Source organism: Corynebacterium pseudodiphtheriticum DSM 44287 (genome assembly GCF_000688415.1).
Taxonomy (GTDB): Bacteria; Actinomycetota; Actinomycetes; order Mycobacteriales; family Mycobacteriaceae; genus Corynebacterium; species Corynebacterium pseudodiphtheriticum.
Genome location: NZ_JIAH01000009.1, coordinates 165,747 through 187,929 on the forward strand (window position 1 = coordinate 165,747; position 22,183 = coordinate 187,929).

At 57.4% G+C, this 22,183-nt stretch carries 18 protein-coding genes, 1 tRNA gene and 1 pseudogene; 4 read left to right on the forward strand and 16 right to left on the reverse strand.

Features of this window, described 5'->3' with window-relative positions:
* Window positions 1-52: 52 nt before the first annotated feature.
* From O146_RS0108205 to O146_RS0108215, 3 genes are all read right to left on the reverse strand, one after another.
* Window positions 53-1,195 carry a glycosyltransferase family 4 protein gene (locus O146_RS0108205; protein WP_027018162.1) on the reverse strand — a complete coding sequence of 381 codons (1,143 nt, stop codon included), beginning with the start codon at window positions 1,193-1,195 and terminating at the stop codon, window positions 53-55.
* A 9-nt stretch (window positions 1,196-1,204) separates the two neighbouring features.
* Window positions 1,205-1,441 (reverse strand): hypothetical protein, encoded by a 237-nt coding sequence (locus O146_RS0108210; protein WP_021352486.1) that lies wholly within the window; start codon window positions 1,439-1,441, stop codon window positions 1,205-1,207.
* Between the two features lie 254 nt (window positions 1,442-1,695).
* Window positions 1,696-2,661 carry a hypothetical protein gene (locus O146_RS0108215; protein ID WP_027018164.1) on the reverse strand — a complete coding sequence of 322 codons (966 nt, stop codon included), beginning with the start codon at window positions 2,659-2,661 and terminating at the stop codon, window positions 1,696-1,698.
* Between the two features lie 332 nt (window positions 2,662-2,993).
* Here O146_RS0108215 and O146_RS0108220 point away from each other — a divergent pair, with 332 nt between their 5' ends.
* Entirely contained in the window at window positions 2,994-3,962 is a 969-nt protein-coding gene (locus tag O146_RS0108220; RefSeq protein WP_027018165.1) for a methylenetetrahydrofolate reductase, read from the forward strand.
* A gap of 127 nt (window positions 3,963-4,089) precedes the next feature.
* The gene (gene metE / locus O146_RS0108230; protein WP_027018166.1) at window positions 4,090-6,387 is read left to right on the forward strand and encodes a 5-methyltetrahydropteroyltriglutamate--homocysteine S-methyltransferase; all 2,298 of its coding nucleotides are present in this window, start codon (window positions 4,090-4,092) and stop codon (window positions 6,385-6,387) included.
* An 82-nt stretch (window positions 6,388-6,469) separates the two neighbouring features.
* On the opposite strand, the gene O146_RS12225 is transcribed toward metE, so the two are convergent.
* Window positions 6,470-7,564 carry a YihY/virulence factor BrkB family protein gene (locus O146_RS12225; protein WP_051619352.1) on the reverse strand — a complete coding sequence of 365 codons (1,095 nt, stop codon included), beginning with the start codon at window positions 7,562-7,564 and terminating at the stop codon, window positions 6,470-6,472.
* A 172-nt stretch (window positions 7,565-7,736) separates the two neighbouring features.
* Between O146_RS12225 and O146_RS0108240 the strand changes: the two genes are divergently transcribed.
* Window positions 7,737-8,267 carry a peptidylprolyl isomerase gene (locus O146_RS0108240; RefSeq protein WP_023018627.1) on the forward strand — a complete coding sequence of 177 codons (531 nt, stop codon included), beginning with the start codon at window positions 7,737-7,739 and terminating at the stop codon, window positions 8,265-8,267.
* 683 nt (window positions 8,268-8,950) lie between these two features.
* Here O146_RS0108240 and O146_RS0108245 read toward each other — a convergent pair.
* The 11 genes from O146_RS0108245 to O146_RS0108295 form a co-directional block, all read right to left on the reverse strand.
* Window positions 8,951-10,132 (reverse strand): hypothetical protein, encoded by a 1,182-nt coding sequence (locus O146_RS0108245; RefSeq protein ID WP_035000688.1) that lies wholly within the window; start codon window positions 10,130-10,132, stop codon window positions 8,951-8,953.
* The gene (locus O146_RS0108250; RefSeq protein ID WP_027018168.1) at window positions 10,132-10,656 is read right to left on the reverse strand and encodes an RNA polymerase sigma factor; all 525 of its coding nucleotides are present in this window, start codon (window positions 10,654-10,656) and stop codon (window positions 10,132-10,134) included. Before O146_RS0108250 ends, O146_RS0108245 begins: the two co-directional genes overlap by 1 nt.
* Before the next feature lie 78 nt (window positions 10,657-10,734).
* Entirely contained in the window at window positions 10,735-11,118 is a 384-nt protein-coding gene (locus tag O146_RS0108255; protein ID WP_027018169.1) for a hypothetical protein, read from the reverse strand.
* 177 nt (window positions 11,119-11,295) lie between these two features.
* The gene (gene crgA, locus O146_RS0108260) at window positions 11,296-11,568 is read right to left on the reverse strand and encodes a cell division protein CrgA (protein WP_027018170.1); all 273 of its coding nucleotides are present in this window, start codon (window positions 11,566-11,568) and stop codon (window positions 11,296-11,298) included.
* A 116-nt stretch (window positions 11,569-11,684) separates the two neighbouring features.
* A complete protein-coding gene (pknB, locus tag O146_RS0108265) occupies window positions 11,685-13,748 on the reverse strand; it encodes a Stk1 family PASTA domain-containing Ser/Thr kinase (RefSeq protein WP_027018171.1) in 2,064 nt (687 codons plus the stop codon).
* A gap of 2 nt (window positions 13,749-13,750) precedes the next feature.
* On the reverse strand, window positions 13,751-15,562 hold the full coding sequence (locus tag O146_RS12475) for a serine/threonine-protein kinase (protein ID WP_081820617.1): 1,812 nt from the start codon (window positions 15,560-15,562) through the stop codon (window positions 13,751-13,753).
* A gap of 3 nt (window positions 15,563-15,565) precedes the next feature.
* Window positions 15,566-16,993, reverse strand: coding sequence for a penicillin-binding transpeptidase domain-containing protein (locus tag O146_RS0108275; RefSeq protein ID WP_027018172.1), 1,428 nt, complete (start codon window positions 16,991-16,993; stop codon window positions 15,566-15,568).
* Window positions 16,990-18,498, reverse strand: a complete 1,509-nt coding sequence (locus O146_RS11630; RefSeq protein WP_244266824.1) for an FtsW/RodA/SpoVE family cell cycle protein — start codon at window positions 18,496-18,498, stop codon at window positions 16,990-16,992. The genes O146_RS0108275 and O146_RS11630 overlap by 4 nt, the downstream gene beginning before the upstream one ends.
* Window positions 18,499-20,046, reverse strand: a complete 1,548-nt coding sequence (locus O146_RS0108285) for a PP2C family protein-serine/threonine phosphatase (protein ID WP_027018173.1) — start codon at window positions 20,044-20,046, stop codon at window positions 18,499-18,501.
* Window positions 20,047-20,514 (reverse strand): FHA domain-containing protein FhaB/FipA, encoded by a 468-nt coding sequence (locus O146_RS0108290; RefSeq protein ID WP_027018174.1) that lies wholly within the window; start codon window positions 20,512-20,514, stop codon window positions 20,047-20,049. It abuts the gene before it with no gap.
* 29 nt (window positions 20,515-20,543) lie between these two features.
* Window positions 20,544-21,449 (reverse strand): DUF3662 and FHA domain-containing protein, encoded by a 906-nt coding sequence (locus O146_RS0108295; protein WP_027018175.1) that lies wholly within the window; start codon window positions 21,447-21,449, stop codon window positions 20,544-20,546.
* 305 nt (window positions 21,450-21,754) lie between these two features.
* Here O146_RS0108295 and O146_RS0108300 point away from each other — a divergent pair.
* Window positions 21,755-21,839 (forward strand) — tRNA-Leu (locus O146_RS0108300).
* Between the two features lie 72 nt (window positions 21,840-21,911).
* On the opposite strand, the pseudogene O146_RS12870 reads toward O146_RS0108300, so the two are convergent.
* Window positions 21,912-22,183: pseudogene (locus O146_RS12870) on the reverse strand (IS481 family transposase); the annotation flags it as partial.

The window sequence follows — 22,183 nt, forward strand, 5'->3', positions numbered from 1 at the left end:
CCGCTAAGTGGCCGCTAAGTGGCTGCTCAGCCGTTCAGTGGGAAACGCCGCTTTACACTTCTCGCAGTTCCTGTTTCAGCCGCGCACCCAGCAAATCCCAGTTCCAATTCTTGACGACGTGCGCCCTGCCCGCAGCACCCATCTCAGAGCGCAACTGGGCGTCGGCAAGTAAGCCTTGTAGGCCACGCACAATGCTGCTCACCCGGTGCCCGTTGACTACCACGCCGGTCTCGTCGGTGATGGTTTCCGGCGCCCCGCCGGAGCTGCCCGCGACCACCGGGATGCCACACGCCTGCGCTTCCAAATAGACGATGCCGAGCCCCTCCACGGACAGTCCTCCCGCGCGCGTGCGGGCAGGCATGGCGAACACATCCGCGGCAGCCAACGCATCGTCGACACGCACCTGGTTCTGCTGATAATCCGTGTTGTTCAGCAACAGAGCATCGGGAGCGTATTTCTTTCGCAGCCTTTCCAGGCGCCGATACGAACGCCCACGGCCCACCAAAATCAGCTGCACATCCGGGAACTGCCGACGCAACACCGGAAACGCCCGCAATAGCTTGTCCTGGCCCTTGCGTGGGACGAAACGCGAAATGCACACGATCGTCGGCGCGGACGCGGCAATGCCAAAGGCTTGCTTCGCCTCCACTTGCCGCTGTGGGCTCGCCACCCCGAAATTATCCGCGTTGACCCCGGAAGGCAGATGCACCCACCGCGGGCGGTTACCGAAGGGTTTTTCCAGCCGACGGCGCGTGTAGGACGAGATATACGTCAGCACGTCAGAGTTGTTGCCGATCACGCGCAGCGCCTGGCGTGCTCCCGGGATCATGGACCAGCCGACCTCATGGCCGTGCGTGGTGGAAATGACCTTCTTGGCGCCAGCCTGCTTCGCGGTCTTTGCCAACAAGGCCAGGGGAGCGGCCGCACCAAACCACACGGTGTCGATGTCGTGGGTGCGGATGATTTCGCGGAGTTTCTTTGCCGAACGCGGCGTCGGCAGTAACAGGCGGTGTGGCCAGCGAATCACGGGATAATCTAGCTGCGCATCGTAGCTCTCGCAGGCAGCTTTATCCCGTGTGGGCGCAAAAACGATGATCTCGTTGGGGTCCAGCAGGGAAACAAAATCCCGTAGATATGATTCAATCCCCCCGATTACCGGAGGGAAATCGTTGGTGACCAGCAGTGTTTTCGGCATAGTCGGTGGTTATAGCGCGTCGCTCAAGTGATAGTTTTTCACTTCGCTGCCATAAATGGTGCGCTCGTTGCCGTTAATATCGACGCTCTGAAACACGGAATCGTTTTCGATGGCCTCGCGCAGCATCTCGATGCGGTTGCCTTGCTCACCTGGGGCAATTCCGGCGGGGAAATAGTAGGTTGCGCCGTTGTCGAGTTTCACTGACAGTTCTTGCACGCCCAAAGCAATTTCCTCCTCGTCTTTCACACCGCTCTGTCCTATAACCGGCCGACGATGGGCCGTGGCCAAACAAAATGTGGCCATAGAAATAGGGCCTATGGTGTTGATAATTCCCTTGCACCACAAACCCTATCGAAGCAGATGGCTTAGCTCACGTAACGACTTTATGGCATATGTCTCTTTACGACGCCGCTTGCCGACGCCCCGCCGGTGAATCGCTGCGCTGAACTGGCCAGAATATCTTGCCGACGCCGGGCTTGGGGCACCCAGCTTGCCGACGATTATTTGTTGCCGGATTCAGAGCCGGATTCAGGTCCAGACTCGGAATCCAACTTGTCTTTCAGCTGTTCGTCGATCTGCGCTGCTTTTTCGGCAGCGTCGGCATCGTCGTGAGCCACAGCGCGGGTGGCTTCGGAAGCAGCCAGGTTTTCTGCAGCACCCTGGGAGAGATTCTTGGCCAGCTGTTCGTCGATGTCTGCCAGCAGTTCCTCGTCACGGTCGGCTGGATCCTCGGCCAACTCGCCGGCTTTCTTTTCTGCCTTCTTGTTTTCCTCGGAAGCATCTGCATTTGGTGCTTCCAGGTCATCTTCGCTGGTCGAGGAGTACACCAGCGTGCTGGTGGTATTCGAACTGTAATCGCTAGCCTTTGGTGGCTGTTCTTGCGCGCCGGAGTTGCGCTTGTTCAGCACATAGGCGATAACACCAACGACCGCGGCGAGAACAGCGGCCCACAAGGCGTAGAAACCAAAGCCGCGGGATTGAGACTTGGTCTTTTTATCTAGTTTCTTGGCTGCTTTGTCTTTGACCTTCTGCGCAGCAGCGTTGGCTTTTTTCTCTACGCGGGATAGGCGCTTCCGGTTTTTCCGGTCCAGCTTTTTATTAGCTTTCTTGCGCAATTTCTTGGCTTGCTTCTGGGCCTTTTTCGTGGCCTTGGAGAAGTTTTCGCTGGCGGCCTCGCGGACATTTTCTACGGTTTCGGATACGTTGCCTTCGGCAAGTTCACGGCCGGTGCCTTGGAGGCTTTCCAGGCTTTTATCCAAGCGGGCGTGGGCAGCTTTGGTCAGCTTGCCAGCTTCTTTGCGTGCTTCCGGGAAGTGTTTTTCTGCACTCTTATCCACGGTTTTTGCCGCGCTTTCCAGGAAGTCGAATGCTTCTTGGGACTTCTTGTCGCGGTAATCCTTGAATTTTTCCCAGCCGGTTGAGCTGAGGTTGCGCGCGATGCGCAGGTTGACGTTTGCAGAACCCATGGTTCGTTCACCTCGTTAATTACATGGTTGTCACTAGCTAGATAGTTCCAGGATAGTTGCTGTGGAAGGTGATGTGGGAGATAACGACGGAAAAATCTTCTTCTCAGCACAGGCCAATGGTAATACCATAGACAGCTTGGTTCATTTTTTCTGCTCGGCGACGAATTATATTCAGTTGCTTCTTGGACTGTTTTTCCAGCATGAACGGCCCGAGCAAAGGTGTTACCTTTACGGAATCTTCCTTGTTAGCTGCATAAGCATTAGATTGATGCCAACACTAGACAGCTTGGTTCACAATCAAGACGCAATCAGCCGGAAGGAGGTGACCAGCAATGGCCCCACGAGTATCTGCCTCTGCGCCGTTGGATGATTCCAGCGATAACCCGGATAACCCGGATAACGCAGAAAACACGGAACCGCGTACCAGATCCGAACGCACCGCACTGTCATTCGAAGTTATTCCACCTCGCCACGATGCCGACGAGAAGAAAATCTCTCACTTGTTGGAAACGCTGGAATCCTATCGGCCGGACTACATCTCAGTTACCAGCTCGTGCCGTTCCGGCTGGTTGGACGGCACCGCGAAGTTCATCTCCCGCATCGACCGCGAAACCAACATGCGCACCCTGGCGCACCTCGCGTGTACTGCAGGCACGAAGCAAGAGATGGTCGCGTGGATCAACCGTCTCATCGATTCCGGTGTGCGTGGTTTATTAGCTCTACGCGGCGACCTGCCAGAAGGCGAGGTCAAACTACCAGAGGATCACCTGCAGTATGCCGACGAACTCGTGCGCCTAATCCGCGAAGTCGAAGGCCAGCAGGCCGCCCGCTTCGCCGCCGGACGCTTAGCCGTCGCCGTGGCTAGCTACCCGAACGGCCACTACCAGGCACGCACCGACGACGAAAACTTCGACGTGCTGCTATCCAAACAACGCAGTGGCGCAGACCTGGCCATCAGCCAGCTGTTTTTCGAGGCCGAAGATTTCTTGCAGTTCCGTCGTCGTGCAGAGCTGGCGGGCATTCGCATCCCGCAGATTCCGGGCATCATGCCGATTACCAGCGTGCGCCGCCTGCGCCGGATGGCGGAATTTTCCAGCCTGCCGGTACCGGAGCACCTGGTGCGTCGGCTAGAAAACGCCCGGGACGAGCGCGCCGAGGGCATCGCGATTACCGCCGAACTCGTGCAAGCGATGGTGGACAACGATGTCGGCAGCCTGCACATCTACACCCACAACAACGTGGAGGTCACCCAAGAGCTCCTGGACGCGGTCGGGATTCGCCCGCCAACCGCGCCCGGCTGATTCTCTGGCTAGGCCCGCCACACTTCTACAGAACCCATAACTTCATAACCAGAATTCATAAGCAACAAAACCGCATAAACAGAAATCACACTGTTTTTCTTGTCTCCAGGAAGGACCCGACACTCCCATGTCGCAGACACCATTCCCAACAAAAACCATCGAGGGCTATCCTCGCGTTGGCGCTAACCGCGAGCTCAAGCGCGCTCTTGAGTCTTACTGGGCCGGCCGCATCGACCGCCCAACCTTCGAATCCGCTGCACACTCGCTGCGCGTAGACACTTATGCCCGCCTGAAGGATCTGGGTCTTGCCGACGACTACGCCATCCCAGCCGACGTCGCGTATTACGACCAGGTGCTGGAAACTGCACTGACCGTGGGTGCTCTGGGCGGCGACGCCGAAGAAGTGAGCCTGGACGAGGAATTCACCCTGGCTCGCGGTAACGCTGATACCGCCCCGTTGGAAATGACCAAGTGGTTCGATACCAACTACCACTACATCGTCCCAGAAATCAGCGCTGAGCAGGCCTTCACCGCTCGCCCGCAGCGCCTGCTGAAGCTGGTCGACGAAGCCCGCGAAGCCGGACACACCATCCGCCCATACCTGGTGGGACCAGTCACCGTGTTGGCTCTATCCAAGGCCGCCGACGGCACCACCAACCCGTTGGATCGCCTGGATGACCTCGCGAAATCCTACGCAAAGGTGTTCGCGGCACTGAAGGAAGCCGGCGTGGAATGGGTACAGGTTGCAGAACCAGCCCTGGTTGCCGATCACACTGGCCTTTCCGATGCCGAACTCGCCGATCGCGCCGGTGCCATCTGGACGGAACTGCTGGGTAACGACAACCGCCCGCAGGTGTACCTGACCACCCCATATGGTTCGCTGCAGGCTGGCCTGGATAAGTTGCTGGCTGCCGCCCCGGAGGCTTTCCAGGTGGATGTTTCTCGCCCAACCCAGGCGCTGGATTCGAACTACCTGGACCGCGTTAAAGAAGCCGTCGCCAAGTCATCACAGACCACCCTGGTGGCCGGTGTGGTCGATGGCCGCAACGTATGGGCTGGCGACCTAAACGCGCTGGTAGCAACCGCCGAAGAACTTGGCACCAAGCACGTCACCACTTCCGTGTCGCTGCAGCACGTGCCACACACCGTTGAGGCAGAAAAGAACTTGCCTGTCGACGTCGCCGGTTGGTTCTCCTTCGCAGACGAGAAGATCTCCGAGGTCGTTGCCATCGCTGCTGCCCTGGACGGCAAGCGCGACGAGGTAGAGCAGACCTTCGCCCGCTCTGAGCGCGCCCTGCGCACCCGTAAAGAATCCGAGCGTACGCACAACGAGGCCGTCGCCCAGCGCGTCGCCAAGCTGCCAGAAGGCCAGGTTGCTCGTGAGCCGAAGTTCGCCGAGCGTACCGAAATCCAAGAGGAACTGGGCCTGCCGAAGCTGCCTACCACCACCATTGGTTCCTTCCCACAGACCAAGCAGATCCGTGGTGCCCGCGCTGATCACCGCGCCGGCAAGCTCACCGACGAGCAGTACGTCGAAGAGCTGCGCGGCGAGATCGCTTCCGTGATCAAGCTGCAGGAAGACCTGGGCATCGACGTGCTGGTACACGGCGAGCCAGAGCGTAACGACATGGTGCAGTACTTCGCGGAGCTTCTCGACGGCTTCGTCGTCACCGAAAACGGCTGGGTACAGTCCTACGGTTCCCGTTGCACCCGTCCACCAATCGTCGTCGGCGATGTCTCCCGCCCAGAGGCCATGACCACCGAGTGGGCGAAGTACGCGCAGTCGTTGTCCGACAAGCACGTCAAGGGCATGCTGACTGGCCCGGTGACCATCCTGGCCTGGTCGTTCATTCGTGACGACGTCCACCAGTCCGTCTCCGCCGACCAGATCGGTGTCGCGCTTGCCGACGAGGTCGCTGACCTGGAAGAAGCTGGCATCGACATCATCCAGATCGACGAACCAGCCCTGCGCGAGCTGCTGCCACTGCGCGAATCCGACCGCGCTTCCTACCTGGATTGGGCCGTACGTGCTTTCCGTTTGGTCTCCCTGGAGGCGAAGCCAAAGACGCAGATCCACACCCACTTGTGCTACTCCGAGTTTGGCCAGATCATCGACGCGGTTGCCGCACTGGATGCTGACGTGACCTCCATCGAGGCCGCTCGTTCCCGCATGGAGTTGCTCGAAGATCTCAACGATTCCTTCACCAGCGAAATCGGACCAGGCATCTACGACATTCACTCGCCACGCATCCCATCGGTGGAGGAGATGGAAGAGTTGATCCGTGCGGCGCTGAAGAACGTCGACGAGAAGCGCCTGTGGATCAACCCGGACTGTGGTTTGAAGACCCGCGGTTACGAAGAGACCGAGGAGTCGCTGCGCAACATGGTAACCGCCCGTAACAACGTGGTGGAATCGCTGAACTAACAGTGAGATGGCTAGCGTCGGCGTCGCCAAGCATAATTGGGCGGCGCTGACAGCTGGCCTGAGGCGCTAGGCGCTAAGCCGCTTAATTTTGGGGCGCGTCCTTGAGCTGCTGGGCATCATGTTCCAGCGAGCTGAGGACGCGCTCCATTTTTTCTTGCTGTTTTGTCGACCGGTGCTCGAGGTGTGGTGCTTGTTCCGCTAACCGAGTGTTATCGGTGGGATCATTATCCAAGATGCCTTCACGGATTTGGCGGGTGCGTTCGACCTCTGCATCAATGACGACACCGAAGACCAGGCTGGTATTGGCGATCCAGCAGCCGAAGAAAAACGTCACGATTGAGCCCAGTGCACCATAGGAATTCAACGACGATAGGTGCACGAAATACACGTAGAGCCCACCGCCGGTGAGGAAGATCAACACCAGGGCGACGAATGCCCCAAGCGTGAAGATCCGCCACTTGGACCGGTACGGGCGCACGTTCGGTGCATAGTAATACAGCACGGAAATAAGGCCCGCGGCCATGATCACGATGACTGGCCAGCGCACCCACGCCCAAATGGGCAGAATGGCGGTGGTGAGAAATTCAATTTCTTCATAGATGCCCAATGGCCCGGCGATGGGGTGGATCAGCGTTTCCACCACGGTGACATTGACAACGAGCGCCAAAAAGATCAGGCACACGCCCAAAATCATGGCTACGGATAACAAGGCCATGGATGACCAGACGTGTAGGAGGGGGCGGCCGTCGATATCGCCGTACACGCGGGTGGAAAACCTGGCGAAGGCGCGCACGTAGGCTGATGAGGAGATCGCGGCTAAGACCACACCGGCGAGCAGGCCGAGCAGGTTTGTCGACGTGCTGGATAAAACAGTATCGACGGTGTTGAGCACGGTTTCGGTTTGGTTGACCGGCAAAATTCCGCCCAGGAAATCCCACAACAGGTTTTCCAGGAGATCGCGATTATTGGCCATGATGAGCACACCGATGCCATAGAACACCAGCAACGTCGGAGCCAGCGCCAACAATGTGAAATAGGTAAGCCCAGCGCCCATGTCTGGGATTTGCAACCGCAATGATTGCACCACGATGCGGCGGATCGTATACCACCAGCCGACACGGGTCAGTTGCGGCCGTGGCGGGGGAGTGACGGGTTCTGCGCGGTGGGCGCCGGCCATGGTGGTAGCGTCCTTACGATCTCGGGGGCTTAGGGGACCACCGTAGTGTACTGAAAAGCTACTGTGAGTGGTGGCAGCGGGGCGGGAACGGATAAGAGCTTTAGGGCAAGAAACCCGGTGGAGGGCTGCCAGTGCGACCAGCTGCAGCGTTCTGTCGTCTATAGTGGTGGGCATGAGTAAATCCACTGCCAAGGCAACTTTGCATACTAATCATGGCGATATCGTGATTGAGCTGTTCGGCAATCACGCACCAGTGACCGTCGAAAACTTCGTCGGCCTGGCCAAGGGAACCCAGGAATACTCCACCCAGAACGCACAGGGTGGCCAGGAAGGTCCGTTCTACGACGGGGCCATCTTCCACCGCATCATCGACGGATTCATGATCCAAGGCGGCGACCCAACCGGCACCGGTCGTGGTGGCCCGGGCTACCAGTTCCGCGATGAATTCCACCCAGAGCTTTCTTTCGACCGTCCATACCTGCTGGCCATGGCGAACGCTGGCCCAGGCACCAACGGTTCACAGTTCTTTATCACTGTCGGCAAGACCCCACACCTGACCGGTGCACATACCATCTTTGGTGAGGTCACCGATAAGGATTCGCAGAAGGTCGTCGACAAGATCGCTAAGGTTTCCACCGACCGCATGGATCGTCCGCATGACGACGTCGTCATCGAGTCCGTGGAAATTTCCGAGGAAGCATAAGCTTGCATAAGCTCTAGCTTTCGCTGCTTTTTACTGCTTGTACTTCGTTACCCGGGGCTGGCACACACCGTGTGTTGGCCCCGGGTTTTTTCTATGCCTAAGCACAGAAAACAGACAACACTGACAATGTTGACAGCGTAGGCAGAACAGACAGAACAGTAAGCAGAAGCAACACAAGCTTCGGCCAAAACAGAGTTAGCAATCAGAGTTATCAACAATGTAATTCGGTTATCCACGAAGTTATCCACCGGTATTCATTGTGAAGAAACCCCGGGAAGTTATCCACAAGTCTTGTGGATAATGTGGAAAACCATGATTGTAATTTACAGCCTCAAGTTTCACTTGAATGTTATTTAGGCAGCTAGAGGCACAGAATTGCAGAATTCACTGCACGGCTTTGTTCACAGCCAGTGAAATAATTACCTGAAGTTTGTCCACAATTCATGTTTTTCACAAATTAGTCCACAGATTGTGGATAACTTTGTCGACAAGTTGTGGTCAGCTAGTAGAAAAATCCCCATGGTTATCCACAACAATTCACAAGTTGTGGACACCATGGGGATGGCATCGTACGCCGCGGATGGCGTCGGGGCTAGGGCGTGGTTGGGGTTAGGGCGTCGGGGTTAGTGCGTGGTCTGGTTTAGCAACGAGGTATAGGAAACGGCAGACACCGGCATCTGTAATTAGTGGGCTGGTTCGGTGGGTTGTGCACAGCCGATAGAAAATTCCTCGTTACGGTCCGGGTTCTCCGGGTATTCCAGGAGCATGCGGGAATAAATCCGGGCGTTGTAGCCACATTCCTCGCGGTTATCCAAAGTCAGACGCACCGGGAAGGTTGCAAATTCACCATCGGCGCACAGCGGATCACAATTGTTTATCCACGCGGTGCCGGTGGCAGTAGCGGTGTCAGCGCCCCAGTTTTCCCATTCGAGATCTTCCACGTAATAGTTATTGTCCGCGCAGGCGGTCGAAATCATCTCGGGGCCTTCCAACCCAGTGACGTGTACACAATCCACGATTGCGGTGGCAGAAACCTCCGTGGTGATCCCCGGCCCTACTAAACCATGTACGCGCACTAACTGTCCGGTTGCCGGAATCACCGAAAAACTGAGCTGATCCACGTCGCGGATCACGGTTACTACTTCGTCGTCACCGCCGGTCGTGGATTGCTCCACACCAGCCAAGTCATTGCCGTCTAGTGAGGCCATCAGCTCATATAACACTTTTTGCTGTGCACTGGATAAAGCCGGGTGTAACAGCAACTTCAAAACGCCACGTGCAGTGGAATCATCCAAAGAATCTGCAAGTGCGCGCAGGCTTTCAGTATCCGCGCCGGTGGCTTGTAGCTGCACTGGATCCACGGATAGGTTGCGGTCTGCATTCTGTAATTCGGCCGGCGCATTGTTGCTTTGCGCCGTGGAGGTTCGCACCTGCCCATCGGCGGAAACTTCGTACGCGGTAGAAACGAACTCTTCGCCTAAGCGATCGGTGCGCTCCAGGTATTCCTGGGCGGTGACCGCAATGTCAGTGGCATCGGCAGCGTGTAGGGAAGATTCACCGGCAGTGGCCAGGATTTCTTCGGCTGTGGCGGTAGCTTCCTGCCCGTTGAACAGGTTTGGCAACAAGCCGGTACCCAGCGCGATAGCGCTGACGGCAGCGGCAGCACCCAGCAACCAGCGGCCGCTGTTGCTACGGCCAGCTCCAAAGCCAGAGCCAGCGCGCGACCCAAGACCAGCGCGGGCGTCTCCCAGAATCGCCTGCAGGTGTTTTTCGCTGCGGCGTCGTTCCAACTCGTTCAGCTCGGGGTTACGGACCGGGTTGGCGTCGGCAAGTTGCCGGGTGAGCTCGTCATCAAAATGTGTCATTATGACCGACCTAAGTTTTCTGGTTCCAACACTTCTTTGAGTCTGGTGCGTGCACGGTGCAGTTTCACGCGCGCGTTATTTTCGGTGATACCTAAACTGGCAGCGATATCCGGAATGCTCAACTGCTCCCACGCATGCAGGGCGATGATGTCGCGATCCGCAAAAGACAGTGCGTTTAATGCGCGGTTGATATCGAGCGACAAATCAGCGACCTGGCTGAAGTCGTCGGCAGCAATCTGGTCAAGCTCCGCCTCTTCTTCTACGCGGTCCTGGCGGGCGGACTTGCCGCGGTAATATTCCTTGACCACATTGCCGGCGATGCCATACAGCCACGGCAAGGGGCGCTGCGGGTCTTGCAGTGATGAAAAATTCGCCCACGCGCGTCCGAAAACATCCGCGCAGTATTCCTCCGCGACCGCAGCCGCAACGCGTCGGCGAAGGTAGGCCAAAATCTGCGGGTAGTGTTCCCGGTAGATAGTGGTGAAGGTCGCCTGATCTTGCGACGACCGATAATCGCTGGTCACAGATAATTCCTACTGCGCGGGGTGCTTTGCGGGTACTAATGCAGGGGTTACCGTTAGGGCCGTTGCTTAATTAATTGCCTAATTGATAGCGACGGTATCTGTTACGCCCGACGAACAGGTGATGGTAGCGGTGGCGTCTTCGTCAGTGAAATCTGCCGGGACGGTGACGTAACCGATGAGCTTGCCGACGTCCGCACCCGGAGACATAGTGGTCGACTCGCCGAAGCTGGTGTCCAGATCTGCCCGGACGTCTTGGCCTGGGCAGGTAGCTGCGATGAGAAGCTCTTCGCCCGGCTGTACGATGCCGTCGACGGTGACATCCAAGTTTTCGTTCTGGCCGGTGACCTCAAAAGCATTTTCGCTGAATGGCTCCTGAGCGGAGGTTGCCAGTGCGATGCCGCCACCGGCAATAGCTACGGTTCCGATGATTCCGGCAGTGATAGCAGTGCCACGAGTTTTCATGTTGTTTCTCCTTAACTCACGGGCTTGAAGTGCTTACGTCTTGTATGTGTTCCTAAACCCGGAGTTATTACATGTGGGGAGAAAAAAGTTTTGCTAGCCCTGTTTTTACTGGTGGCAGGGCTAGTAGCGCAAAGTGGTTTGGGTAGTCAGGCTGGTTGGGTTGGTTGGCTTGGAAGACTAGCGCCACCCCATGGTCATCAACAGACCAATGATGAACAGGCCAAAGCCAATGCCGTAGTTCCAGGCCTGCAAGTCCCGCATGAACGGAATCGACGGGCCAGCCAGGTAGTTGATCACGAGGTACAGCAACCCAGCCAGGATGAAGAAAAACATCAAGCCCTTGTACCACTTCGGGGTGCCGCCGGTATTGATCTTGACCGGGGTGCGGCTGGCGCTGGAGGACTGGCCGGAGAACTGGTTGCTAGATTGTGAGACCTTTGCCTTAGGCATGATGCACCTTCATCAAAATCGTCGTTGGGTTAGGGATAGTTTAATGCTGTTTAGTTTAACAGCGCCGCGTCCTGATAAGCAGGACGACGACGCTGTAGGGGGCGTGCAGTTTTCCGTTACGGCACCAGGGCGCGCAGATTGAATTCGTAGAAGCGGACGTTAATTTCCTGGTCCTTGCGAATCGTCTCGCCTGGCGACGGGCTAGTAACTGCAATCAAGCCTTGGTCGGTGACCACGGCAGTGTCGACTGGTTCACCGGTAAGTAACTTCGACTCACTTGCTTCCCAGCCTGCATCACGCAGGGCGTTTAATGCTTGGCTGCGGTTTTTCCGCGTGATATCCGGCATAGTCGTCAACAAGCCATTGGATACTTCGACGCGCACATCGGAACCCTCTGGGCGCATCTGGCCAGCACCATCCACACCGAGCACGCGATCGGCTGGCTCCAGTGAATCCACAAACTGTGGTTTTGGCACGAAGCCCAAAGATTCCAGTGTCTCGCGAGCTTGACTCCACTTCATGCCAGTTAAGCTTGGCACTCGCACGTCGACGATCTCCGGGCCCCGGGAAATGGTTACTCGCACCCTGGAACCTTTCGGCAAATTAGCGCCAGCTGCTGGTTCATGGCGGGTGATCCGGCCCTGCTCGATGGAATCTGAAAACTCCTCGTCAACCTCCGGCTCTAGTTCTAGACCAACTTCGGCCAGTGCGGCTGATGCTTCCTGTGGGGTCATATTCACCAGACGCGGAACCTGGGTGTCTTCTTTACCCGTCGACACCGTCACGGTCACCGTGGTGTTGCGTTGCAATTGTGAACCCACACTCGGATTGGTGCGCACGACGTGGTGTTCTGGAATTTCTGGATCTGGCGCGTCGACGATTTCTGGGCGCAGGCCAACCTCTTCAAGCTTCGCGATGGCCTCGTTGCGTTCCAATCCAATGATATTCGGCACTGACACGGTCTCGGATTGCGCGAGGTTATCCGACTGTCTGCGCGAGTCCCGGTCGTTGAGCACACTCCAGGCATAGCCAGCGCCAATCACCAGTAGCGCAACCATAATAAACGCGACTAACCAGCGTAAATGGCTTGACGGTTTCGCTGTTGTCGCCGTTGGAGGTGCCGTGTGCGCGCCCGGGGCATTGGCTGGTAGTGCTCGCGCTGCTCCGGCGGCCGTACCAGCTGCACTAGCTGGACCTGGCGCACCGGCCATCGCGGTTTCTGGGTACGCCTGCTGCGGTTGTGCAGCATGAGTTTCTGGATAACCGACGGTTTGGGTTGGGAATTGCTCCTGCGAAGGTGCCACATGCGCGCGGGCCGCCTGAGTCACGGAGCCACGGGACAAAAGCTCGAGATCCTGGCCCATCTCGGCGGCAGATTGATAGCGATCGCCTGGGTGCTTCGCCATGGAGGTCATCACCACGGCATCGACGTTTAGTAACGCGGTTGGGGCCAAGTCTATCTCTGGCATGCGTTCCGACGGTGGGGTGACGTCTTCTTGCACGTGTTGGTAGGCCACGGCAAACGGAGTTTCGCCCTGGAACGGGGTGCCGCCGGTGATTGCCTCGTACAGCACGCAACCCAGCGCGTATACATCTGAGCGCGCATCCGCATTCTTGCCACGAGCCTGCTCCGGCGAAAGGTATTGCGCGGTACCGATGACTGCGGATGTCTGTGTCATTGCCGACGTGGAATCATCCAAGGCACGGGCGATGCCGAAATCCATCACCTTCACCATTCCGGTGTTGGTGAGCATAATATTTGCTGGTTTAATATCGCGGTGGATGATGCCAGCGTCATGACTGGCTTGCAATGCAGAGCACACCGGCTGCAGAATCTCGGCGGCCTCTTGCGGGCTCATTGGCCCGTCATTGCGCAGCAGATCCCGTAGCGTATTACCGTGGATGCGCTCCATCACGATGTATGGAATGCCGATACCGTCGATGGTTTCTTCGCCGGTGTCATAGACTGCCACGATATTCGGGTGGTTCAGCTTCGACGAGTTGCGTGCTTCCCGGCGGAAACGTTCGCGGAAGTTCATATCCCGCGCCATCTCGGAACGCAGCATCTTGACTGCGACGTCGCGTCCCAACAAAGTATCCTGCGCCGCGTATACATCAGACATGCCACCGCTGCCGATGGTCTCGCCTAGTTCATAGCGCTGCGCCAAGCTGTAATTCATTGTTATTCCGTCTCCTGCTCAGCCGCGCCCAGTGGGCGGGATCCACCAGATTGCTGGTTGCCAGCTGCGGCGCCGACGTTGCCAGCGTTCCCAGTATTGCCAGCGTTGCCTGGGTTCCTGTTTCCAGACTGGCCCTGGTTAGCACCGTGCCCGACACCAGCGCCGGCACCGTGCCCGGACTGGCCGGACTGGCCAGAATGGGACTGGCCTGACTGTCCCGACTGGCTGGTCTGTCCGCCGCGTTGGCCGATACCAGAGGTGGCGTCGGTAACGTCTTCATTGGCATCATTTCCAGCGTCTCCGCCGGTTTGTCCGCCTTGCTGGCCTTGGCCACCGGGCTGCTGATTTGGCGCTTGTGGTGCGTTGCCACCGTTACCAGTACCAGCGCCATTGCCGGAACCGCCAGCACCGCCGGAACCTTGCCCGGCACCCGTACCACCAGAACCACCAGCGCCGCCGGAGCCACCCGAGCCCTGGCCGCCACCAGAACCACCAGAACCACCCTGGTTTGCGGGGGGATTAACCCATTCAGTCACGATGACTGGGTCGGTCTCACTCGGTTGCGTTGATGATGCTGGGCTGCGGTCCAAGATGCCGTCGAGAGCGTTGCTGTAGGTTGCCATGAACCACAGGGCAAGAGCGGCAATACCAGCGATCACGACGGCAACGAACATGCCACAGCCAAAACCAGCTCCGGCGCTCGAATTTTTCTTTTGGTGCACGGGCTGTATTACTGGGGCCACTGTGGCTTGGCCGGCACCGGTATAAGGGTGCCCCACTGCAGGTTGTTGCACCTGCGCTACGTGGCTAGCTGGAGCAGGCACAGGCTGCGGGGTACGCGGCCGCGCAGTGGATGGGCTGGCGGTGCGCGCGTTCGTTACCTGGCTCAGTTGTTGCGTCGAAGCCGAAGGCGCCGGTTCTTGCGCGACCGTCGCCAAGGCAGCCGATTTTGGTGCCGGTGGGCGTTGCCCCAAGCGCACCTTGGATGCGGCTACCGCGAATTCGTTGCCGTCAGCAAAACGCGTATAGGCATCTTTACGCAGCGCAATACCAATCAATTCGCGCGCCGGGGCACTGACTTGCGTCGACAAGGCTTCTGGCGCTTGGTTGATGTGTGCCAGTGCCACCGAAACGGAAGAATCTCCGTGGAACGGGCGCTTTCCGGCTAACATCTCGTAGCCGACGACGCCCAGGGAATACACATCCGATGCTGGGGTGACGGAGTGGCCTTGCGCCTGTTCGGGGGAAACATACTGCGCGGTGCCCACCACCATTCCGGTGCGGGTCAGTGGGACGGCCTCGGCGGCTTTCGCGATACCAAAATCGGCGATTTTCACTCGACCGTTTTGTGTAATGAGTAGGTTGCCCGGCTTGATATCGCGGTGCACCAAACCCATGCGATGGATAATGGACAAGCCATGTGCGGCTTGTTCCAACACGTCGAGCGCGAGTGATTCATCCAGGTTGCCTTCGCGTTGCAAAAGATCGGCTAGCGATTCACCGCGAACATATTCCATGACGATGAAGCAGAACGTGTGGCCATTATCTTCCGTGATTTCGCCATAGTCGTAAGTGGCGACCACATTGTCGGATTCGATGGAACGCGCGGCATTGGCCTCGTTGCGGAAGCGATCCAAAAACTCGTTGTTGTCGGAAAACTCTGGGCGCAGAATCTTGATCGCCACTTCGCGGTCGTTCGCGTGGTCGTCGGCAAGCCACACCGTGGACATGCCGCCGTGGCCTATGACCCATTGCAGCTCATAGGCATCGCCAACCAGAGTCTGAATGCTTTCGCGGTTGTTCACATCAGCCATAAATTATTGCCCCCTGCCAAAGTCGAGCAGAGCCCGGCCCAGCGGTGCGGCAACAGAGCCACCGGTAGCACCTTCGCCTTGGCCGCCACCGTTCTTGACGACGACAGCCACCGCCAAGTCTGCATCCGGCAGGTATGCCACGTACCAGGTGTGCGGGGCGGAGCCTTCTGCGTGTTCTGCGGTACCCGTCTTGGACGCCACATCGGGAGCGGAGGCGCCGAGGGTGTGTTGCTCCGAAGCCAGCATCATTTGTTCGATGGTTGCTGCGGTTTCTTCCGGGATCGCGCGGTTTAGTGAGTGCGGTTTCGTCGTAGTGATATCACGCAGGTTGGAACTGGTGATCTTGTCGACGACGTAAGGCTTCATCCGCTCACCGTTGTTCGCGATAGTTGCTGCCATCACGGCTGCCTGTAATGCGGACATGGTGACATCGCGCTGACCAATCGAGGACTGTCCTAGCGCAGCCGGGTCTGGTAGGTCGCCGAGTGCGCCCGGTGAGGTGGGAATGCCCAGGTCATAGGTTTCTCCGATGCCGAAGGCATGCGCGGTGTTGCGCAGTGCTTCGTCGCCGATGTCGATACCCATTTCAACGAAGGCTGTGTTGCAGGAGTACTGGAATGCAGTCAGCAAACTCACCGCATCCGAACCGGCACACGCTTGACCGGCGTAGTTCGTCAGCTCTGTGGTTGTATTCGGCAATGTGATTGACGGTGCGCCGGTCAGTGTTGATTCTGGACCGTAACCAGCTTCGATACCCGCAGCGGTGGTGATGATCTTGAAGATGGAACCCGGTGGCAGCGTTTCTTGGGTGGCGTGGTTCAACAGCGGGTTTCCGTCCGTGCTGGTCAACTCTGCCCAGGAATTTTCTGCGCCGTCACCGAGTAACGCGTTTTGGTCGAAGCTTGGGGTGGAAGCCATGGCTTTTACCGCGCCTGTCGACGGTTGAATAGCGACGGAGGCACCTTGGTAGCCCAGTTCGGCCAGCTGCTGGTAAGCAAATTGCTGCATTTCTGGGTTGATGGTCAACTCCAGGTTGGCGCCGTTTGGTTGCTTGCCGGTGATCACATCGCGCCAATTGGTGCTCAGCAAAGAAGGGTCAGTGCCGTTGAGGATCTCATTGTGGGACTGTTCCAACTGCGAAGCGCCGAATTGATTCGACAGATAGCCGACGATATTGCTGAATGCCGGTGGGTTGGTTGGATAGTTACGGGAGTAAGTTTCATCTGCGTTCGGCAACGACTCGGCCAAGACTTGCCCGCCGGCAGAAATTTGGCCGCGTGCGATGGTTTGGGAGTCGTAGAAGCCACGCTGGTTCGCTGGGTGGTTGGCGTACTTGTCTTCCTGGAAGGCCTGCACGATGGTCAGGTTAACCAGCAGGATGATTGTCAGAATGATCGCAAATACGGCGACTAGGCGAATGGAACGGTTCATCGTTTCGCCTCCTGGGAACGCTGTGAACTTTGGGAACGCTGCCAACGGCGTGGACGTTGTGAGTTTTGTGAATTCTGTGGATGTTGTGGCTGTGCAGAATATTGAGCGTATTGAGCTTGCTGCATATCGAAGACGCCGGTGTGCTCCATACCAGGCGCCGCATTTGCTGCTGGTTGTGCGTGCCCGCCGTCGGCGTTTGCATTATTTCCGGAGGCTTCGTCTGCTGGACGGCGCGCAGAATTAGAGATGCGCAGCAGCAGTGCCAACAGCACGTAGTTAGCCATCAGGGAAGAGCCACCTGCAGACATGAATGGGGTAGTCAGCCCCGTCATCGGTAACAGGGCAGTGATGCCACCGACGACAACAAAGATTTGGATAGCCATCGTCAGCGAAAGCCCAGCGGCCAACAATTTACCGTAGGAGTCACGGACCTTCAGGGAAGTGTTAAACCCGCGCGAGACGAGCAGGGCAAACAGGATAAGTACGCCTGTGAGACCGATCAGGCCGAGTTCTTCACCAATGGCGGCGAGGATGAAGTCTGTCCATACAACGGGAATGATATCCGGGTGTCCTTCGCCCAACCCGGTACCGGTGACTCCGCCCCAGGACATGCCGAACAAGGACTGGGAGAGCTGGAATCCGGTGCCGTCGACGTCGTCCAGCGGGTTTCGGAATGCAGAAAAACGGTCCTGGATCTTTGCCGAAAGGGAGTACACAAAAGCACCGCCCAGGGCGGTGAGGCCCAAACCAATGATCAGCCAAGACCAGCGGCCGGTAGCCATGAATAACATGCCCAACACGGTGCTGAACAACAGTAGAACTGGGCCGAAATCGTTGGAAACCGCCATGATCAAAATCGCGATGGCCCAGACCAGCAAGATTGGGGCGAGGTCGCGTAGACGCGGGAAGGAGATGCCGAAGAAACGGTAACCCGCGACGGTAAACAGGGCCCGTTTTTGCACCAAAAGCTGCGCGAAAAACATCAGCAGCAGAATTTTGGAGAATTCGCCTGGTTGCAGGGTGAAGCTACCGATCTGAATCCAGATGCGGGCATCCGCGTTGATCGAGGTGGGCCATACCAAAGGCAGTGCCAGCAGAACCAAACCTAGTGCCCCCAGCAAATAGGAATAGCGGGTGAGCACTTTGTGGTCGCGCACGATGATCAGCACGGCAATCAGCAGCGCTACGCCGATAACCGACCACATGACCTGCCGGTTTGCCAAGCCCAGATCTTTGGCGGTGTCGATGCGATAAACCATAATCAGACCCAGACCATTGAGCAGGCTGACCACCGGCAACATGATCTGATCTGCGTAGGGCGCCCAGATCGTGAGTGCGATGTGTGCGACGGTAAACACGCCGATGAATGCTCCCACCAGATACAGGAACGTCACCGACAGCGTTGATCCTTGGGACAGCTCAAAGCTCGCCAAGGTTGCGGCGAAGGCAATCGCTGCGACGATGAGCAAACCCAGTTCTGTGCTACGAATGAAAATCCGGGACATTTAGGACACCTCCCTGCAGTTCACGCCGGGGGTGGACAGGCCACCGTCATCGGCAGATTCCGCATTTGCGGCGTCTTTGTTTGTGTCTTTGTTCGCGCCGCTGTTGCCGCTGTTGTCGTCGTTGTTCTTGCCCTCGTTGTTCTTGCCGTTGTTGTCGGTTTCGGCACGGTTTACGCATACAGGCAAGGCTTTATCGGATAGACGCTGTAGCTGGTCGGTGACCTCCGAATAGGAACCTGAATCCAGGTGCGTGATGGATCCACGCACGGAACCTGGCAGGTCAGTCAGCGAAAATGGGTGGCAATCATTGCTGGGTTTCTCACCCAGGTCGGTCGTGCGAACCTCATCATCTTTGGTGAGACACACCCGCTGGTATGGCTCGTGCAGATCCTTACCGAACAGCGAATAATCCACCCCGCGTTCGATGATTAGCTCATCGGAATCATTTGTGGCGATGTAATACTTGTCCTGCGAAGATGCATACACCCACCAGCCGCCACCGATCAGGCCGCCGAGCAAGACGAGCACGACGATGGCCAATGTCCAATTGCGCCCGCGTTTGCTGGCATTATCGTGTGCGCTGTTCTCAGCGGCCCCAGCGCTACCGCCAGCCCCAGGTCCAGAACCGTTACCTGCGTTGGCGCCAGTTCCATGGTTGTGCGCACCGGCGGCCTGCGCCTTCGGCTCCACCACCTGTGGGCGGCGGTTCAACGCTGCTGCGCGCCCGGCCGCGGTATTCGGGTGGGCGCGTTCTGCTTCGGGCAATGCCAAAGCGCCGGCGCTCACTGGAGCTACCGGAATGGTGGTGGATTCGTCGTCACCAGCTAAAACATCAGCTACTACGACGGTGACATTGTCTGGGCCACCAGAACGCAGCGCCAGGTCAATCAGTTTGCTGGCAGCCTGTTCCGGGGTGCCCTCTTTGAGGGTTTGTTCGATGGTATCGGCAGTGACGGGGTCGGAAAGCCCATCCGAGCACAACAGCAGCCGGTCACCAGGTTGGGCGTCGATCATGCGCAGCGTCGGATCTACCGGGCGGCCGGTATAAGCCTTCAGAATCAACGATTTTTGCGGGTGTGTGGATACATCCTCAGGTTTCAAACTGCCGGAATCCACTAGCGACTGCACGTAAGTGTCGTCGATAGTGATTTGTTCCAGCTTGCCCCCACGCAGGCGGTAGCCACGCGAATCACCCACATGGCACATGCCAAACGTGGTGCCATTGAACATCAGGGCGGTGCACGTGGTACCCATGCCCTGAGTTTCGGGCCGCTGTCGCACGGTATCGGCGATGGCGGTATTAGCGTCGTCGGCAGCCGTGCCCAGCAAAGCCAGCATGTCGTTTTCGCCTGGGTCACGGTCCAGGCGCTGCATCGTGGTGACCAGCAGCTGGGAAGCAACCTCACCGGCGGCGTGGCCACCCATGCCGTCGGCAAGCACCAAAAGATTCCGGCCAGCGAAAGCGGAATCTTCGTTGTTAGTACGAACAAGACCGCGGTCCGAGGCCGCGGTGTAGTTAAGTTTCAGTGAATTCTGCGATGGAGACATCTATGGCACCAGCCTCAATAGTGAACGCCCCAGTTTAATCTCAGTTCCCACGGCGATGCGTTCTGGCTGGTCAATACGGGCGCCAGAGACAAAGGTGCCGTTTCGGGAGTCCAAATCCTCGATGAACCATTCGCTGCCACGACGGAAGAGCCGGGCATGACGCGAAGAAGCGTAATCATCACCGACGACGAAATCACAATCTGGTGCCCGGCCAACGGTGAATTCTTCCAGGGAAGAGATCTGCATATGCGAGCCACGCAGTGGGCCTTCGACTACCGTGATTTGGGCGGCTGGCTTGCGTGAACGTGAAACCGGAGCCGCGAAACCGGTGTTGCTTGCGGTTTTCGGGGCGGTGCCTGCCGAAGCAAACTTGGCGTCGCGGCGCATGGCGTTAAGCGCCACCAGAATGAATAGCCACAACAGCACTAACAGGCCGATGCGTAGCCCAAACACGAGGACTGAATCCATGGTGGCCCTTCCTTCGCTAGGAGTCGAGGTTAAGAATTGGGGTAAGTAATGCGGACTTCAATATGAGAGTGTCCCACAGTGATGACGTCTCCGTCAGCTAGAAGCCAATTTTCGATTGGTGTGTCATTCACAGTTGTGCCATTGGTCGACTGTAGATCCACCAGGATTGCGTCATGGCCATCCCAGCTAATTTCTGCGTGCTGACGTGACACGCCAGTATCTGGAATGCGCAGGTCGGCATCATTGCTGCGGCCGATGATATTGGAGCCTTCTTCCACCAAATAGCTGCGCGAAGAACCGTCCTGCAGCAACAAAGAAACGCGAGTGGTTTCTTCTTCTGGCTGCCGATTTTGTTGCGCCCGGTTTTGCTTGTCGACGTCTTCACTACGGAACATCGTTGTCGTGGCGTCGTGGCCGGCTGGTTGTCCTGATCCAGCGGAATACGGGGAACTAGTCATGGCAGGGGATTCCTCCTGTCGGCTGCTGGTTTGTTCGCCAGCGCCGTCGTTTTCGGGATTATCGTCATGGGTGATGATGGCGTCGAAACCGGAATGCTCCACCGGCTGCGCATCAGAGAAAGATGAGACCCGAAGTTGACCTGTGCGTAAGCCGGATTCTTCGGCGATGCGCACGATCACGGGGCCAAAGGTTTCCATTCCTTCGTTACGTAGGAAACGCGCCAGTTGGTCGGCCAGACTGACGGGCAGCTGCCGATCCCGTGAGAGATTCTCCAGATCCTTTGATGAGACGCCCACTGCATACACATTGGGAACAAAGCCGCGGGCGGTGGCGGAAAGGTTGTCTTGCGCTTCTTGTTTGAGAAGCTCTTCAATCTCTGCCGGGACGACTTTGCCGCCGAAGATCAGGGCAATGCCGTTATCGAGGCCGCGCTGCATGGCGCTGTCGAGCTTGGCAAACCGTGACATAAGTGCCATTGCGCGAGCCCTCCTTTCTGAATCTAGCTACTGGGCCTGGGCGTTTTCTCCCAGTCAATCTTGCGGTTGTGCATGATTGTTGGAAGATATCTGAAAACCAAGTGTGTCCCAGTATAAAGTGTTCTAGGTCAAAAACCGTAAGCCAGTACGGTGTGGTCGGTGGTTTTTTCGGAATTTTGCTGTTCAGGAAAACCGCTCATGAACAGCTAGTTTGTTAATTAATGCAGATATCGTGTTATCTTCATTAAGTCGCCGAATCAAGCACTGTGCATCTTGCGCTAAGTGTTTGGTCTTATGAACACCCAGCCCGGGTGGCGGAATTGGCAGACGCGCTGGCTTCAGGTGCCAGTGTCCTTATAGGACGTGCGGGTTCAAGTCCCGCCCCGGGCACGATTGTGAAGTCTCGAGACATCGTTCCTATTTCGGTGTCTCGAGATTTTCTTCGTTTTGGGGGTTCGTTTTCTAGATTTCACCGAGTTGGTTGCGGTGGTATTTTTTGGTTTTGTCTAAGTGGTATCGGCCCCAGATTTCGCCTGTGTGGGGGTTAATGGCGGTGATGTCGTTGTTGATGCAGATGAGCATGATTTCTTTGGTGCGGTGTTTTCTTCCGACGTAGAGTTTGCGCATGTTGCCGGCCCAGCGAAGGGTTACTTTTCCGTCGTTGTCGACTTTGTCTCGCCGTAGGCGATTGTCGGTGCCAATGGGGATGTCGAGTGGTTGGGCTTTGGGTAGTC